Annotated in this window: 18 protein-coding genes and 1 pseudogene; 8 read left to right on the top strand and 11 right to left on the bottom strand. The window is 70.2% G+C overall.

Translation table 11 applies throughout. From position 1 onward, the window contains the following. The first annotated feature begins 9 nt into the window (after positions 1–9). The 3 genes from OG799_RS11380 (at position 10) to OG799_RS11370 (ending at position 1,448) form a co-directional block, all read left to right on the top strand. On the top strand, positions 10–231 hold the full coding sequence (locus tag OG799_RS11380; RefSeq protein WP_406044999.1) for a DDE-type integrase/transposase/recombinase: 222 nt from the start codon (positions 10–12) through the stop codon (positions 229–231). Between the two features lie 31 nt (positions 232–262). Continuing rightward, positions 263–418 carry a hypothetical protein gene (locus tag OG799_RS11375; protein ID WP_406044998.1) on the top strand — a complete coding sequence of 52 codons (156 nt, stop codon included), beginning with the start codon at positions 263–265 and terminating at the stop codon, positions 416–418. 118 nt (positions 419–536) lie between these two features. Beyond that, positions 537–1,448, top strand: a complete 912-nt coding sequence (locus OG799_RS11370; protein WP_406044997.1) for a TIGR03619 family F420-dependent LLM class oxidoreductase — start codon at positions 537–539, stop codon at positions 1,446–1,448. 15 nt (positions 1,449–1,463) lie between these two features. Here OG799_RS11370 and OG799_RS11365 read toward each other — a convergent pair whose 3' ends face one another. Continuing rightward, complete coding sequence (locus tag OG799_RS11365; protein ID WP_406044996.1) at positions 1,464–1,886, bottom strand: TIGR03668 family PPOX class F420-dependent oxidoreductase; 423 nt, start codon at positions 1,884–1,886, stop codon at positions 1,464–1,466. A gap of 225 nt (positions 1,887–2,111) precedes the next feature. On the opposite strand from OG799_RS11365, the gene OG799_RS11360 reads away from it, so the two are divergent. Then, positions 2,112–2,504 carry a hypothetical protein gene (locus OG799_RS11360; protein WP_406044995.1) on the top strand — a complete coding sequence of 131 codons (393 nt, stop codon included), beginning with the start codon at positions 2,112–2,114 and terminating at the stop codon, positions 2,502–2,504. Positions 2,505–2,601: 97 nt separating this feature from the next. Here OG799_RS11360 and OG799_RS11355 read toward each other — a convergent pair whose 3' ends face one another. Beyond that, positions 2,602–2,925 carry a DUF4326 domain-containing protein gene (locus OG799_RS11355; RefSeq protein ID WP_406044994.1) on the bottom strand — a complete coding sequence of 108 codons (324 nt, stop codon included), beginning with the start codon at positions 2,923–2,925 and terminating at the stop codon, positions 2,602–2,604. Between the two features lie 107 nt (positions 2,926–3,032). Between OG799_RS11355 and OG799_RS11350 the strand changes: the two genes are divergently transcribed. After that, positions 3,033–4,688, top strand: coding sequence for a zinc ribbon domain-containing protein (locus OG799_RS11350; protein WP_406044993.1), 1,656 nt, complete (start codon positions 3,033–3,035; stop codon positions 4,686–4,688). A gap of 260 nt (positions 4,689–4,948) precedes the next feature. Here the strand turns inward: OG799_RS11350 and OG799_RS11345 are convergent, their stop codons facing one another. The 6 genes from OG799_RS11345 to OG799_RS11320 all read right to left on the bottom strand — a co-directional run bounded on the left by OG799_RS11345 (position 4,949) and on the right by OG799_RS11320 (position 8,197). Beyond that, the gene (locus OG799_RS11345) at positions 4,949–5,296 is read right to left on the bottom strand and encodes a TfoX/Sxy family protein (protein WP_406044992.1); all 348 of its coding nucleotides are present in this window, start codon (positions 5,294–5,296) and stop codon (positions 4,949–4,951) included. 12 nt (positions 5,297–5,308) lie between these two features. Then, a complete protein-coding gene (locus OG799_RS11340) occupies positions 5,309–6,283 on the bottom strand; it encodes a TIGR03086 family metal-binding protein (RefSeq protein ID WP_406044991.1) in 975 nt (324 codons plus the stop codon). Next, positions 6,283–6,603, bottom strand: coding sequence for an ArsR/SmtB family transcription factor (locus tag OG799_RS11335; protein WP_406044990.1), 321 nt, complete (start codon positions 6,601–6,603; stop codon positions 6,283–6,285). Before OG799_RS11335 ends, OG799_RS11340 begins: the two co-directional genes overlap by 1 nt. 20 nt (positions 6,604–6,623) lie before the next feature. Continuing rightward, positions 6,624–6,854: a hypothetical protein gene (locus OG799_RS11330; RefSeq protein WP_406044989.1), complete on the bottom strand. Its 231-nt coding sequence runs from the start codon at positions 6,852–6,854 to the stop codon at positions 6,624–6,626. 162 nt (positions 6,855–7,016) lie between these two features. After that, positions 7,017–7,901 carry an IS3 family transposase gene (locus OG799_RS11325; RefSeq protein WP_406036413.1) on the bottom strand — a complete coding sequence of 295 codons (885 nt, stop codon included), beginning with the start codon at positions 7,899–7,901 and terminating at the stop codon, positions 7,017–7,019. Next, positions 7,898–8,197, bottom strand: coding sequence for a transposase (locus OG799_RS11320; protein WP_406036412.1), 300 nt, complete (start codon positions 8,195–8,197; stop codon positions 7,898–7,900). The genes OG799_RS11325 and OG799_RS11320 overlap by 4 nt, the downstream gene beginning before the upstream one ends. 233 nt (positions 8,198–8,430) lie before the next feature. On the opposite strand from OG799_RS11320, the pseudogene OG799_RS11315 reads away from it, so the two are divergent. Then, positions 8,431–8,614: pseudogene (locus OG799_RS11315) on the top strand (hypothetical protein). 631 nt (positions 8,615–9,245) lie between these two features. Further along, positions 9,246–10,181, top strand: coding sequence for an alkylmercury lyase family protein (locus tag OG799_RS11310; protein WP_406044988.1), 936 nt, complete (start codon positions 9,246–9,248; stop codon positions 10,179–10,181). Between the two features lie 76 nt (positions 10,182–10,257). Here the strand turns inward: OG799_RS11310 and OG799_RS11305 are convergent, their stop codons facing one another. Then, positions 10,258–10,908: a hypothetical protein gene (locus OG799_RS11305; RefSeq protein ID WP_406044987.1), complete on the bottom strand. Its 651-nt coding sequence runs from the start codon at positions 10,906–10,908 to the stop codon at positions 10,258–10,260. 295 nt (positions 10,909–11,203) lie between these two features. Here OG799_RS11305 and OG799_RS11300 point away from each other — a divergent pair, with 295 nt between their 5' ends. Beyond that, positions 11,204–11,698 carry a hypothetical protein gene (locus OG799_RS11300; RefSeq protein WP_406044986.1) on the top strand — a complete coding sequence of 165 codons (495 nt, stop codon included), beginning with the start codon at positions 11,204–11,206 and terminating at the stop codon, positions 11,696–11,698. A 62-nt stretch (positions 11,699–11,760) separates the two neighbouring features. Here OG799_RS11300 and OG799_RS11295 read toward each other — a convergent pair whose 3' ends face one another. Beyond that, positions 11,761–12,990 carry an amidohydrolase family protein gene (locus OG799_RS11295; RefSeq protein WP_406044985.1) on the bottom strand — a complete coding sequence of 410 codons (1,230 nt, stop codon included), beginning with the start codon at positions 12,988–12,990 and terminating at the stop codon, positions 11,761–11,763. Between the two features lie 44 nt (positions 12,991–13,034). Next, complete coding sequence (locus tag OG799_RS11290; RefSeq protein WP_406044984.1) at positions 13,035–15,830, bottom strand: ATP-binding protein; 2,796 nt, start codon at positions 15,828–15,830, stop codon at positions 13,035–13,037. Positions 15,831–15,891: the final 61 nt, after the last annotated feature.

Genomic DNA, 15,891 nt, shown 5'->3' with positions numbered 1-15,891 from the left:
GGTGATGCATTGAGCGAGCGCTCCCGCTTGGCGGGCGCTCCCGTCGTCGTCTCGGCCCGCCGTAACGTCGACGCGGCCCGGTGGTTCTTCCGCCGGGCGCTATCGGCGTTGAAGGCGACACCCAGCGAGGTGGTCACCGACGCCGCCGCGGTCTACCCCGCCGTGCTCGACGAGCTGATCCCGTCGGCTGGCACCACGTTGAGCAGTACGCCAAAATCCGATCGAGGCTGATCACAGCCAGCTCAGACACCGGTTGAGACCGATGCGCGGGCTACGGACCGGCGAGACAGCACAGGTAATCATCGCCGGGCACGCCTTCATGCAGAATCTGCGCCGCGGACACTACGAACTCGCCATCGACGCCCCGCCGACAACGCGGGTCGCCGCTGCGTTTACCGAACTCGCCCAAGCGATCTGACCGCGGACCCGTCTCGAGGTGCCCGGTCCGGGTGCCGGGCTTCGTCCTCGGAGCGATGGCCGGAGGATAGCTGGCGGTTCCAGTGTCCGGCGGGGACGGTACTGGGTACCGTGCCGGGGTGGAGGTTGGATTCGCCCCGCCGATCTCCGGATCGTGGGCCACACCGGACAACATGATCCACGTCGCCCGCCGTGCCGAGCAGCTCGGATACCACTCGCTGTGGACGTTCCAGCGCCTGCTGGCGCCCGCCGACCTCGGCTGGAGCGAGACGTACCACAGCGTCCAGGATCCGCTGACCACGCTGGCGTTCCTGGCCGCCCACACCACGCGGATCCGGCTCGGCGTCGCGGTGCTCAACATGCCGTTCATCTCCCCGGTGGTGCTGGCCAAGCAGACCGCGACTCTGGATATCCTCGCCGGCGGGCGGCTCGACGTCGGACTCGGCCTCGGTTGGGCGGACGAGGAGTATCAGGCGACGGGTGCGAGCAAGCATCGGCGGGGCCATCGGGCCGAGGAGTTCCTCGCCGTTCTTCGCGCCCTGTGGCAGAACGACGTCGCCGAGCATCGCGGCGAGTTCTACCAGGTCCCGCCGACCCGGATGGAGCCGAAGCCGGTGCAGCGGCCGCATCCCCCGATCCTGCTGGGCGGGCACGCGCCCGCGGCGCTGCGCCGGGCGGGCCGACTCGCCGACGGCTGGGTCAGCGGCAGCCAGGCGGACTTGACGGACATCGGCGAGTCAGTCGCGGCGGTCAAGGCTGCCGCGGCGGACGCCGGGCGCGATCCCCGCTCGTTGCGGTTCGTCTCCCGCGGTGCGGTCCGCGTACGCCCGGCGGGCCCGGCCGAGCGCAAGCCGCTCACCGGCACGCTTGAGCAGATCCGGTCGGATCTCGGCAGACTTGCCGAAGCCGGCATCACCGAACTGTTCGTCGACCTCAACTTCGACCCGGAGATCGGCTCACCCCGCGCGGGCGCGCAGGCGTCGCTGCGACGGGCCGACGAGGTGCTCGACGCCCTCGCCCCGGTCGCCTGAGCCTCCGACGGGGTCTCACTCGGCCGGGCCCGCCGCCGACCACGCCGACCAGTGGGTCACCCGCAGCGCGACCACCGGCCCGGCCGGTGGCTGCTGGACGTACTGCGGATATTTGTCGGCCAGCGCTGCGCGGGCCGCGGCCTCCTCGGCGCGGTCCTCCACCAGGCAGCCGTGCCCGTCCAGCCGGACCCACCACAGCCGCGACCAGTCCTCGTCATACTCGTCGATCAGCAGGCAGGCATGCCCTGTCGCCTGGATGTTCTCCAGCCGGCGTAGCCGCCGGTGGCGCTTGGGTTTCTCGTCGACCGCGTGGTAGGCGACGTCGCCGAGCAGGACGAAGCACACCGGCACCAGGTGCGGACGGCCGTCGGCGCCGACGGTGGCCAGCCGGGCCACCCGGGCCGACCCGACCGGATGCCGGATTTTGTCGGCGGGCACGGGCCTGACCGTAACAGTGCAGGCCCGCCAATGTGACTCGTTGTGTCCGGGCATCGGACTTTCCTTGTGGGCGGCGGCAGCGCCTGTCCCTGGAACGGCCGAGGAACGGCAGCGTCAGCGCCTCCGTCGTCGGCGGTCGACAGGCGTTGGCCAACGGTTGGCGCTCGGACGCGAGTCGCCAGATCCTTGTCCGGCCACGGATGATTCATCACTAAAATCCCGGTAATGAACGTCGAAGCGAGCACCCGGCTTGAACGCATCCTCGGCATACCGCTGGCGGAGGATGCGGTGCGTCAATGGCCGCAGTCCGGCGAACTGATCCGGGGTCGGGCGCGGATCGCGGAGGTGGAGTCGCACTTCGTCGGGCTGCGGCTCGGCGTGGGCCGGCGGCACGCCTGCGGGAACACCATGGTCGTCGAGTGGAGCAACGACTACGGCGACGGCCGGATCTATCGCAATGTCTCGATCGCCGAGGTGCGCGACGGTGAGGCGGTCACGGTGACGGACTATTGGGGCGAGCCGTTTGCCGCGCCCGAGTGGCGGCAGGCGCTCGGGGAGCATCTGGACATGCCGGCGGGTGGCGTATGGCCCGCGTCGGACGACCTCACCGTCACGTGACGCGGTCCGGACCTGGTCGAGCCCGGCAGGCGGGCGGCCCCCCGTCGGCGGTCGCGCGCGGGACGTCCAGCGACGCACCCGGCATCGTCGCCCGTGGTCAGCCGGAAGGCGACGGCAGGGAGTCCGCGAGTTCCGCGATCACCTCGGCGTGACAGCGTTCCGGCACGCACCAGCAGCCCAGCCTGCGCCCGCGTAGATCGGGGAGGAGGGCGAGGAGTTCGGGACGGTCGAGCAGGTACGCGCGGTACTTTTCGACGACCTCGTCCCGGGTGCCGTCGGGGCCGGGCCGGTACGGGCTGGACAAGGGAGAGCCGGGGAGACGCCAGCCGCCGCGATACATGGCGCGCCCGACGTAGACCACGTCGGCGTACGCCGGGTCGTCGCGGTGGCCCTTCAGGTTGACGACTGTGGTTGCCCGCATGGCTTGGCTCCTCAGGTTCCGCCAGCAGCGTCAGTGCCGCCGGGTCAAACGGGGTGCGCAACTGTTGGCTGATTAGCTAAGCGAACCTATGTGGTATTTTCTTGATCATGTCGTTGCTGCGTCTGGGTCCGGCCGCTGAGTACATCGGTGGGACCGTTGCCGCGCTGCTGGCCACGTGGCCGGCTGATCCGTCCGCCCGTACCGATGACGAGTGGTCAGCGTTGCGGGCGGCGTTACCCGAAGGAACCGGTAGCGCGACGATCCGCAGCCGCACCCGACAGATCACCGGATACCTCGGCGTGTATGGCCGGCCGCCGGCGGACCTGTGTGAGCTGGAGGGTCCGCCGGCCGTGGCTCGGCAGGTGAGCCTCGCTGCGGCCGACCGGCAACAGGTCGCCGTCGACCGGGTCGACGACAGGATCGTGCGGGTGTGGTCGCAGCTTCCGATGTGCGCTGCGCCGGTCTCGTACCGCGACTGGGTGTGGCATGCCTTCGACGTGGTGCTGCCGGCGATCGTGCCGGCCGGGGTGAAGGTGTGCACTCCGACGCTGCGTCCCGGCGATGGCAAGGTTCGCGTCGACCTGCCCTGGCAGACCCCGCACACCCCGCCCCGGTTGGACGGCCACACTCGTGCGCTTGGTGTTGACTGGGGTGTGAACACCCTGCTGACCGCGACCGTGGCTGACCTCGACCCCGACGGCACTGTGGTGGTGCAGGGCCGCCCGTTGCGGTTCGACGCGACCGGGGTGTCGGCGAAGCTGGTGCGGCTACGCCGTCACCGCGAACACCTCAACACCAAAGTCGACCATGTGATCCGGCTGCGTGACGGCCGGCCTGCCCACACCCCAGCCGAGCAGGCACTGACTGCGAAGCTTGTCCTCCTGAAGGCCGAGCACTCGGCGGTGTGCGCCCGGATCCGGCATCTCAACAAGGCTCTTGCCTGGTCGGCGGCGCGGTGGCTCGTCGACCAGGCGACCGCGGTCGGCGCGACCGTCATCTACGTGGAGGACCTCGCCACGCTCGAGGGCCGTGGTGGGTCACGCAGCCTCAACCGGCGGATCTCTGGCGCGGTACGCGGCACCGTGTTCACCGCCATCGCCCACCTCGCCGCGAAAGAAGGTGCCGCAGTCGTCACAGTGCCGGCGCGTGGTACCTCGTCCGGCTGTCCCCGCTGCGGCGGTGCGGTCAAGCACGTCAAAACGCCGCAGCGCAGCGTCGCCGGGTACCGGTGGGCCACCTGCTCGTGCGGCCTGTCGATGGACCGTGACCACGCCGCGGCGCAACGGATCGCGGCCAGGGGCCTAGCCAACCAGGCCAAAACCCGCCGCGGCCGTAACGGCAACGCCGCGATCCGGACAGCCACCGACACACCGGTCCGTCACCGGACACGTCGACCAACCCCAGCCGCCACGATCCCGCCACTGCGGGATCGACGCAAAACCGTACCCACCCCGAAGCAGACCCGACCTGCAACGGTCAAGACCTCACGCCTGCTGCCCTTGCGACGGCAGGTTCCCGCCCCGGCAGACTCCCCATCGCGATCCGCCGGCCAGCGTCCGGCGGGACGGACACCCCAGGATACCAACCCGCAAGGGCCGGTCAGCCAGGTGCCGCACACGATTCCCACCACCGCCCCGCGACACCCTCACCGGGTCCGCGGGGCAGCCCTCGGTCGCGGCTTCCACCGCCACGTGCACGCCACCCCCGTAACCAACCGGGACGGTAGCACCAGCCGGACGTCCGGCTTGCCGAGGATCGCATAGGGAACCAGAGACGCTGCCCACCTGCTGCGGACCTCTCGGCGCGCTGACCGTGCTGGCGGGTTCCAGTCCGCGTACACCCGACGGGCCCGGCCGAGCGCGAGCCGCTCACCGGCACGCTCGAGCAGATCGTAGGTCTTGGTGACGCTCCGCCCAGAGAACGGCACTACCTGGGCAGATCAGCCGATGAGCGGACGTCGCCGGACGCCCGCTCATCGCAGAGCGACTTCCGCCGCAGGGACGGTCGCCGGCCCTCACTACCGCTAGTTCTTCTTCTTGTGCTTGGGCGGCAGCGTCGCGACGTACGCCTGAGCCTTGTCGACCCACACGGCCGCCTGCTCGGTGGTGAACGACTCGGGCAGCGACAGGTATCCACCCATCGGTCGCTCGGCCGGGCCGAACGGTCCCGCACCTTCGATCGCCGCCAGCTCGGCCAGGTCGTCGGCGGCGAGCTTCACGCCGACCGACGAGCCGAACAGCCCGGCGAACATGTTGCCGTTCACGAACCCGCCGAGGTTGCCGAACATCGGCTTGACCTCGACCCCTGGGGCCTCAGGGATGACGGACCGGAAGAACTGCTTGTCAGCGTCGGTGGGTTTGGGCATCTGCATTGCCGGATCCTGTCATTCAGCCACGGGGCGACGGCCGGTGAAAGCGGCCAACCGCTCCATCGGGTCGGCACCGGTGGGCGGGGCGACCTCGTCGGCGAACGAGGAACCGCGGGCGCCGGGGACGATCTGCTCGGCGAGCTTGTGGACGTAGGTCACGACCTCGTCAGTGACGACCAGGGGCGTGCCGCTGCCCTGGGCCATGTCCCAGGCGTGCAACAGAAACTCCACCGACATGATGCCCGCCGCGAACGTGGCCGGCAGTTCGCCGCCGCCGGGAGTGGGGACGGTGCCGTCGAGACCGCGGGCGCGCCATGCCTCGATGGCCTGCGCCGCCATGGTGGCCACCCGGTTTTCCAGCGAACCCGTTCCGGGGTTCACGACCTTGACGCCGGCCATCGAACCGAAGGCGACCATGGAACCGAACAGGTGCTCGGCAAGATCGTGGCAGGTGAAGTCCGCGCATGGGGTCTGCTTGGCGCGGTCCTCGGAGGTGAGCTGGCGCAGGACCGTCTGCAGCACGGCCAGGGTGGCGTCGGCGGCGGACAGCTCGTCGAGCCGCTCGGGAGCGGCGGACCACTCGTCCGGGCCGGCGTCCCCGGCGACGGCGGCCTTCTCGAGACGGCCGAAGTAGTGGTTCCAGCCCTCGGCGTGCATTGCCGCCTGCTCGTCGGTCAGCCCCTCGTGGGTGAGGGTGACCCGGGTGCCGTCGGCGACCGGCTCGATCGTGATCGAGACGGTCGAGGCGTCGGGGACGAGGTCCGGGTTGCCTTCCCAACCCCAGCCGAACACGACACGCTTGCCGGGCTCGACCTCCCGGAACGTGCCGGCCGCCACGTGGCCGGGGGTGATGGTCCAGCGGTAGTCACCACCCACGCGGAGGTCGACGCGGGCCGACACGGTCTGCCAGCGGCGCAGCCGCTCCGGCTCGGTGATGAGGGCGAATGCCTCGTCGATGTCGACGGGGAGGACGACGGTCTTGGTGAACATCAGTGGTCTCTCTCGATCCGTTGAGACTTCAGGGCGTGTGCGTCGGCGACCAACAGGTCGAGCTCGGCCGTCCAGAACCGGTCGATTTCTGCCTGCAGTTGGCGGAGTCCCTCGGGAACGACCCGATAGATGCGCTCCCGGCCGACCTTCTCGGGTTCCACCAGGCCAACTTCCGCCAGCAACAGCAGATGCTGGGAGATCGCCGACCGGGTGACCGTGAACTCCGCCGCGATGCTGCTCACGGTGCGGGGCTGCGACGCGAGCAGCTGCAGGATTCGTCGCCGGGTGGGCTCAGCAGCGGCAGACAACGCGTCGATCACTCGAAACACGTTAGCTGCGACTAACGCATCTTGTCAAAGAGCACGTCCACTTCCCCCGAAGGGGTGCGGCGGCTGCTGCGAGGCTGACGCGGCGGCCGCCGCCGCCGCGCCGGCGCTGGCGTGACTGCCGGCAGCTTCCGGCGCAGCCGGACCTCGGGCTCGCCGTACGCCTCCTCGACCTGGGTGCCGGTGTCGGGCGTCCAGCCCTGCGCCGCATAGAACCGCCGGGCAGCGTCGTTCCGGGCGAACACCCACAACGTCGCTGTGTCGTACCCGGCAGCCCGCAGCTTTCCGGCTGCAGCGTGCGACCCAACCCGAGAGCCTGGGCGTCCGGGTGCACGTACAGGCTGAACACGTGTCCGTGATGCGTGTCGTCCGGTGAGCTTCCACCCCGGGACCGGACACCGGGGTTCTCACGCTGCGAGGGCGTGGGTGTGACGATACCCGAGGCGGGCCTCGGTGGGTGTGCGGTATCCAATGGTCGAATGTAGACGGTTTGTGTTGTAGTAGGCCAGGTAGGCGAAGACCGCTTGGCGAGCGGCGGCGCGGGTGGGCCAGACCTTGGTGCCGACCTCGGTTTTCAGGGTCGCGAAGAAGCTTTCCGCGGCCGCATTGTCATAGCAAGATCCAGTACGGCCCATCGATGCCCGTAGCCGATGTCTGCGCAGGCAGCGGCGGAACTCGGTGGAGGTGTACTGCGATCCGCGGTCCGAGTGGAAGATCGCGCCCTTGCCGGTCAGGCCCCGGCGGGCGGCCAGGGTGATCGCGTTGCAGGCCAGCTCGGCGCGCATGTGCTCGGCCATCGCGTGCCCGACCACCTCGCGGGTGTGCAGGTCGATGACGGTGGCCAGATACAGCCAGCCCTCCTCGGTGGGCAGGTACGTGATGTCGCCGACCAGCTTCTCGCCCGGCGCGGCGGCGGTGAAGCCCCTGCCGAGCAGATCCGGGGCCGGTGGCGCGGTCACATCCTGCTTGGTCAGCGATCGGCGTCGCCGGCGCGTGAAGCCCACGATCCCGCGCTGACGCATGATCCGCTCGACCTTCTTGCGGTTGACCCGCCGGCCGCGCCGGCGTAGCTCCACCGTCACGCGCGGGGACCCGTACGCCTGTCGGTGCGCCGCGTGGATCGCGGTGATCTCCGCAGCGAGCGCGTCCTCGTCCTGCTCACGCTGCTCGCGGGCCTCCGCGGCGTGCAACCACTCGTAGAAGCCCTGGCGGCGCACCCGCAGGACTCGACACAGCCGCGTGACGCCGTAGGTGGCGCGCTCGGCGGAGATGAAGCGGTAGCGGCTGGTCAATGCCCCATCTCCTTGGCAAAATATTGGGCTGCCTTGCGGAGAATGTCCTTCTCCAGCTCCAGCTCCCGCACCCGAGCACGCAGCTTGCGCAGCTCTTCGCGCTCGGTGAGCGTCAACTCGGGCTCCGCGGACCGGCCGCCGGCCTCCCTACGCTCCTCGGCCCGGACCCAACCACGCAGCGTCTCATGGTTGACGCCCAGGTCACGGGCTATCTGCCGCAACGGCGAGTCCGACGAACGGACCAACGCCACCGCGTCCTTACGGAACTGCTCGGTGTACTGCGAGGGACGTGCCACCAGGGCATCCTTCCTCCTGGCTCATCTGCCAGGGATCAGGGTGTCCGGCCCGAGGGGGGAAGCTCACGGGTCCGCGCCGAATCGCACGACGCCGCGGACCCCGTGCCCTGTCACATCGGCGACGAGGACGCCGTCGGGCGCGGCCGCGAGGACGCGTCGCCACAGCGCCACAGCGCTCCGTTCAGCCGAGTGGCGCCGGGCGCGGTGTTGGTCACCGGGGGAGGGGAGGCTCAGTGAACGTCGACCAGGAGCTGCGCATCCTGGCGGTGCACGGCCGAAAACTCGATGACATGTGCGTCGGCTGCCGTGCCTGGTGGTCGCGCCTGACAGTGCCCGTACCCGTGCTGGCAGGTCGACCGGGCGACCAGTCGGCAGGCCCGGATGATCACCACACGCTTCCTCGAGGGTGCGCAGTGACCGCCCACGGCCCGGTCATGCCGATCTGGAGCTGCGGCGGCTGCAACGGCCCTGGCCCTGCCCGACTCGCCGGCGGAGCTACGAGCCGAGTTCGCCGACGCCCCGGTCTCCCTCGCCCTCTACCTCGGCTCCTACCACCGGCCCGCTTGTCGGCGCCTGCTGGGGCGCCACCCTCGTCGCCTCCCACGCCTGGAGCTGGCCGTTTTCCCCCACCGGCCGCGGCCGCCTTCGGGCTACCGCTGCTGGCCGTGGTCGCCCTCTTGATCACCTCGGCGACCAGCCGGCGCAGCTACCGCCGCGCTCGCCTGGGGGGTCGCCGGCGGGCTCGGCCTCGTCGCCCTGGACGTGGCGATGGTGGCAGCCGTTCTGCTTGTGGCCCCGGCCCTGGTGTGGCCCATGCTCGTGGCGGTTCCGGTCAGCCTGACCCGCATCGGCCTGACCCTGCGCACAGCACACGCACACTGACCGACCTGATCCGTGCCGGGGCGGGCAGCAGGTCGCGTAGTTCGTTGAAGCGCAGGGTCTCGACTGTGACTCCGATGGCGTCTGCCACTTACCCGGTCCGCGTGGTGCCAGTGTGCCCAGCTGTGGCCTTGATCCTGTAGTCGGATACAGGGTTCACACTGGTGGGGTGATCGTCGAACTTCGCTCGGTGCCGGACTGTCCGAATCTCGCCTCGGTCAGGGAGGCGCTGTACACGTCGTTGGCCGCCCTCGGGCTTCCGGCCGAAGTGACCGAGGTGGTGGGGGACTATCCGTCGCCGTCGGTGCTGGTCAACGGCGTGGATGTGATGGGCGGGGTCGTTGACGACGGGGCGGCGTGCCGGCTGGACCTCCCGACCGCCGAGCACCTTCGGGCAGCCCTGCAACAGGCGATGACGTCGGAATCAGCGGCGGTCCCGGCTGGGGCGGACCTGCAAGCGGTGGATTGCTGCGCCGAGCTGGGCAACGCCGTCCGAGTTGACCGGCCCCGCCGCGCCGCGCAGTTGCCGGATGGTTTGCGTCAGGTGCATCGGGCGGTCCTGCGCCATTTCGCCGCCACCGGGACCGCCCCCGGCCCTACCGAAATCAGCTCAGCCGCCGAAGCGGTCGGCCTCGATGGGGCAGCCGCCCTACGTCAACTTACTGCCGTGGATCTGCTCGCTGTCGACGACGGCGGACGGCTGATCGCCGCCTACCCGTTCTCCCCGGTGCCGACACCGCATGTGGTGTCGCTCGGTGACATCGACGTGTTTGCGATGTGCGCCATCGACGCGCTGGGCATGGCGTTCATGCTCGACACTGACGCGGTCATCACCTCCGCAGACCCGCACACCGGCACACCCATCCAGGTCATCGTCCAGAGAGGCGCGGCCACCTACCAGCCGCCGGAAGCGGTGGTGGTGTACGCGGCAAGCCGGACGACCGGCCGCTCGGTAGACACCTGCTGCTCCACCATCAACTTCTTCACCTCAACCGAAAACGCCCAGGCGTGGATCACCGCCCATCCCACCCTCGCAGTCACCGTCCTCGACCAGGACGAGGCCCTCACGCTGGCTCGCGACATCTTCGAGCCGCTGCTCGCCTGAGAGTCGACAACCGCCCGCAGCGGCGAGGAGGACCGCGGCGAGGCTGTTCATGCGGGCAGCCGGCGTGGTTGTCAGACTATCGCCGCGCCTCTGAGTTGCTTCGCAGGGTGTTCGCCCGGTGAGTAGCACCGGCCCTGATCGGCTGCGGTCCGGTGTCGTTTTGGGTGGTCGCGTCGGGCTGCGGAAGCTGGCTTGCCGTCGTCAGGCCGAGCCCTTCGGCGCCGAGCGGGCGATCCTGCGCCGGAACGGCAGGCGAAGAGAAGCTCTCCGGAGCCTCCATTTCGGCTGCCTCGGCGGTTGATCGTGGCCAGCGCCGCCAGCGCTGGACGCTGAGCATGGCGAGCAGCATCGCGGCACCGATCAGTAGCGTCGTGCCGGTCCGCACCGGGGTGGCCAGGTCGGCGTGCTGGCCGGCCACGGTCACCTTGTGGCCGAGGAGGTGCAGCAGCCATGTCGGGCGGGTCAGCATGGCGAGGTAACTGCCCGCGTACGCGACCCCGGTCAGCACGGCGCCGAGCGGGGAGAATCGCAGTGTGGCGATGAGCCCGAGTAGGATTCCCGCCGCTGCCAGTAGCAGCGCGGTCCGAACGAAGTCACCCGTGTTGAAGGCGCCGCTGCTCTGCGCTGTGGTGAAGGCCTGGACCGAGCGGTCCTGGCCGATGGCGAGAAGGATCCAGGCCAACGGACCGATAACGATCGCGGCGATCAAGGTTCCGATATGTCGCATCCGGGCACCGTACCGGTGTAACGCAACGATGAAAACCCCTGGCACCGACCTTCGTTGCTCGGTCACGGCGGGGGTGCGGCAGGGGGTGAGCATGCAGCCGTCCTGCCCCCGCGAGACACAGTTCCATGTAACGGCACCGGCGTCCGTGACGCCTGCTTTGGTGGCAGGGATGAAGGTCGGCCAGGGGCGACGTCGTGGTCGGATGTCGGGCCGGCAACATCTGGATCGCAGAGTCCCGGTGGCGGTGGCAGTGTTATGGGAACTGGTGCCGGTCAGCCCGGGCTGAAGGGCGTTTATGGTGCTTGAGCTGTCCGCGATCGCACGCGAACGTGTGGTGCTGGCGACCGTTGCTGACGTAATCGCGGCGGCAGCGGTCGGTAAGGACTTGCGGGTGGCCGTAGCCTGCCCCGACTCGCAGGTCACCGTCATTGGCTACCTGGCCCGTGCGCTGCACGCCCGGGGCCGGGCCTGCCGCTGCCTGGTCTCCAGACCGGCCCCCGCAAGCGCCGCCCGCCTGCCTTTAGCTGACCCCGAGGCGAGCGACTTGACGGTCATGGTGATCACAGATGGGACGTGCGCGCCGAGCGACGACGAGGTTTGCCGCGTCAACATTCGCGTGACCACGGATGCCCCGACCACAGCCGCAACGCGCACCTCCCACCAACAGGCGAGCGACCTGCACCCGGATGCTGACCCTCACCCGGACATTGTTCTCGACTATCACGATCCGAGCGGGCCGACGATCCGCCATATCGTGCCCCAACTGTCGCCGCCACTCGCCCCTCAGTAGCCGCCGTCGCTGTCGTGCTCGCAGCTGCCGTGACAACTGCCGCCGCACTTGGCACCTGGCCATCAATGCCCTCCATCTGGACCGGACAGCGCGACGCCGCGCAGGTACACCCTGCGGATCTGGTGCAGTGCCACCGGGTCGTCGAGCGGATTGCCGTCGATGACGAGCATGTCCGCGTCATAACCGGACACCAGCCGGCCCTTGCGGTCGCCGAGCCCGCAGGCGGCTGCCGCTCGGGCGGTGCAGGAGTGCAGTGCTTCGGCCGGGGTCATGCCGAGCTGCTGTAGGTGAGCGAATGCCCAGCGCAGCACGTCCGGCGGCTTGATCGGGCTGATGCCGGCGTCGGTGCCGGCGATCATCGACGCGCCGGCCCGGTACATCCGTTGCGCGTTGGCGATCATGGCCGGCATTCGGGCGATCATGCCGGGCGGCGGAGCCGCGCCGGGTGCGGGGGCGATGCCCAGCGTCATGCCGAGCGTCACCGGGTTGCTCACCAGCGCGACCAGCAGTTCCTCGGAGATCTCGTCGACCCCGTCGGCGGTCATGAACGAGACATGCTCCAGGCCGTCCACACCGGCGGCCAGGGCGTCGGCGATGGCCTGCGTACCGTGCGCGTGCGCGGTGATCGGCAACTGAAGCCGGTGGGCTTCCTCGACTGCCGCGCGAAGTTCCGCCAGCCCGTACTGAGCCAGTTCGGGCCGGCTGCCCGGAGTGAGGTTCCCGCCGCTGGCCATGATCTTGATGACATCGACCCCGCGGTCGGCTCGCTCGCGGATCGCGGCCCGGATGCCGGCACGGCCCACGGCCGGCTCACCCAGATAGTGGCAGTGGCCGCCGGGTGTGGTGATCGGCGGTCCGGCGGCGAGGATCTCGGGCAGGGACGGGTCGGTGTGCGCGGCCTCGCGCAGACCCAGCGACAGGTACCCGCGGTCACCCAGATCCCGCACCGTGGTGACGCCGCCACGGGCGGCTGTGCGGGCCGTGCTGGCCATCGCGGCGAACGCCGCGGCGTCGTCCCGCTCGGCCAGCCGTGCGACCGGATCAGCGGAGGAGTCGAAGGCCAGGTGGACGTGGCTGTCGACGAGGCCGGGCAGGATCGTCGCACCGGCCAGGTCGACCACGGTGGCTCCCTCCGGTACGGGAACGGACGGGCCGACCGTGATGATCGTGTCGCCGTCGATGACCACGGTGGGGTTTGCCATCAGGGTGGGGCTGGTTCCGTCGAACAGCCAGGCGGCCCGCAGGGCGGCGAGCCGGCGGCGCGGCGTGGCTGTGGTGCCTGCAGCTGTCATGCGCACAGCGTGCGATCGCCGTCCCCGGCCGGGCGTCGGTGGTCCTACTGATCCGGGGTACGTAACCGGTGTTGGGTGCCGCCGGTGGCGATCCAGGTGGCGACCTGGGACCGGGTGCCGAAGCCGAGCTTGGTGAAGATGTTCCGCACGTGGGTCTCGACGGTCCGCTCGCTGATGTGCTCGGCGGCGGCGATCTGCCGGTTGGTCAGACCCTGTGAGACAAGGGTGGCGACCTGCAATTCGCGTCGGCTGAGCGGACCAGCGGTGTGTCCGGCCAGGGATGCGGCAAATTCGGTGGCGGCATGAGCCAGCGGGGCCATGCCCAAACCACCGGCCAGCGCGACCACCGAGGTGGCCACCGCCGAGGCCTCGTCCCGGTCGCCGGGTCTGCGCCGCCGTGCCAGCACCTTCGCCAGCTGAAATTTGGCTACCACAACTCTGGGCGGCAGGCCGGCCCTCTCATTGATCTGGACAGCCGCGCGCAGGTGCCGGGCCGCGTCGTCCAACCGCCCGATCGTCGCCGCGGCCACGCCGAGCCCAAGGTGAGCCGATCCGTCGATCAGGATGGCCCCGGCGCCGCCACAGATGAACAGGTCGGCGTACGGGGACAGCATCCGGTACACCTCGGTGGCGGTGGACCGGTCGTCGAACTCAGCGGCCAGTTCGGCCATGCCGGCGAGCGCGGGCAACAGCACGAAGGCGGGTAAATCGGCAGGCGAGGGCAGGGTCCGGTAGATCCGTTCTGCCTCGTCCCGCTGCCCGAGGGCCAGTCTCCATCTGGCGAGCACGGCACGCATCGACGTCGTCGGGATGTTGTGGGAATGCAGCCGAAGCAGCTCGTCCGGCTGTTCGTCCAGGTCCCCGGTCTCCGCGCGTACCAGGATCAGAAAGCCCAGCGACGGCAACAACGAGCCTTCGTGGCCAGCTCGGCGGGCCAGTGCCTCCGCTTGCTCGCCGTAGGCGATGGCTTCGGCGAAGCGACCACGCGCGGCCGCAATCGTCGCCCGGCACCGCACGGCGTGCCAGCGGGCCAGCGGCGACCGCAACCGCCGCGCGACCGCGCTGATCGGACTCAGCTCTGCCTCGGCGGCGCCGACATCACCCAGTTGGGCCAACGCGTCGAAGCGCCACAGGTGTCCCCAGAGCGCCGCGTCCTCATCACCGTCCGCGCCGATGGTCAACAGGCGGTTGCCGAGAGCAAGCCGGTCCGCCGCCCCGTCCGGTCCGCTGCGGGCGATCTGACCGGCCCGCAAGCCTTCAACGATGGCTCGCCGATCACCGACTCGCTCCGCCATCGCCAGAGCCGTCGCGGCGCGCGGCTTGGCATCGTGCAGGGACCGCCACGTGTCGGCGATGACCAACTGGGCCAGCAACCGCGCCCGCAGCCCGCTGTCCACCTCGGGGATGCCGGCCAGGGCCTCTTCGCACAGCGCCCGGCCGGTGGCATCCCACAGGAAGTCGGTGACGCCCTCCATCGTCAGCGCTGCATACGCGATGGTGTGGGCGTCACCCAGGTCGCGGGCGATCTCGGCGACCGTCAGGACCGACTGCCGCGCGCCCGCCACGTCGTAGCAGCGCACCTGGGCACCCGCCCTCGCGAGCAGCAGCCGGCACCGGTCGGCCTGGCTCAGCTGGCTGGTCGCCAGGGCCGCCAACGCCCGCCGGCACAGCGACTCAGCTTCCTCCCAGGCAAGTTGGGCCATTGCCTGCGCGACCGCCCGTTCCACGGCGGCTACCGCCTGAACCGGGTCGCCGGCCGGCAACGCCTCAAGCCAGTGGTGGGCCACCTTGGCCGCTCGGCCGGCGGCATCGCCGCGCTCGGTCAGATATCCCGCCATCGCCTGGTGCAACACCAGGCGCTCGGCGGTGGAGACCTCCAGCCTCGCCGCCTCGCGGATCAGATCGTGGGTGAACCGGTGCCCGGGCCCCTCACCGACGATGCCGGCGGCCACTGCTTCGTCCACCGCAGCCAGCACCACGCCAAGGTCCCGCCCCCGCACCCCGGCCAACGCCGCAGGATCCATCTCCGAACCCAACGCCGCGGCGGTCGACACCAGCGCCCGACACTCCGGCGACAGCCGAGCAAGCCGGCCCCGCACCGCATCGCGTACGCCGTCAGGCAGCTTGCCATCGGCGGAACTGGCCAGCACACTGCCCATTTCCTTGACGAAGAACGGGTTTCCCTGGGTGCGTCGGCACACGGCCGCGGCCACCGAAGGCGGGACCGTCCAGCCGGTCACCTGAGCCAACTGCATGCCGACCTCGGCCTCGGTCAGGCCGACCAAGCGCAGGCGGGTCACGGACGACTCGCGAGCCAACGCGGCCAACGCGGCCAGCAACGGCTCCTGCCCGGCAGTCTCGGTATCCCGGTACGTGGCAACCACGGCCACTCGCGAATCCGACACTCCGCGAGCCAGGTGTGCCAGCAGCTGCAGCGACGCGCGGTCGGCCCACTGGATGTCATCCAGGACCAACAGCAGACCGGCTGGCTCGGCGGCCGACCGGAACGCGTCGGTGACCGTCTCAAAGAGTCCGAACCGTGCCTGCGCCGCGGTTTCCGCCCGCGCCGTACCGGCCGTCGGACCAAACAGCACCGGTCCGGAGCTGTCAAGCATCCGCATAATCTGCCGGAATGGCCAGTACGGCGGGCTGCCCTCCTCCTCGCTGGCCCGGCCCCAACCGCAGCGCGTCCCCTCGGCTCGCGCCAGCGCGGCAGCCTCTTCGGCGAGCCGTGTCTTGCCGACCCCTGGCTCACCGGAAATCAACACCAGGTGGCCGGTGCCGGCCCGGGCAGCGCGAAGCGTGACGTCAAGCAGATCCCGCTCCTGCTCACGCCCCACGAACTGACCGCTGCCCGGCCTGGTAGCTGCGCCCATTGGCCATCCTGCCGCCCGCTGAAGT

The organism is Micromonospora sp. NBC_00898 (genome assembly GCF_045207895.1).
GTDB lineage: Bacteria > Actinomycetota > Actinomycetes > Mycobacteriales > Micromonosporaceae > Micromonospora.
The sequence above is the reverse complement of the archived record's forward strand: the minus strand, read 5'-3'. Positions and strand labels throughout refer to the sequence as shown.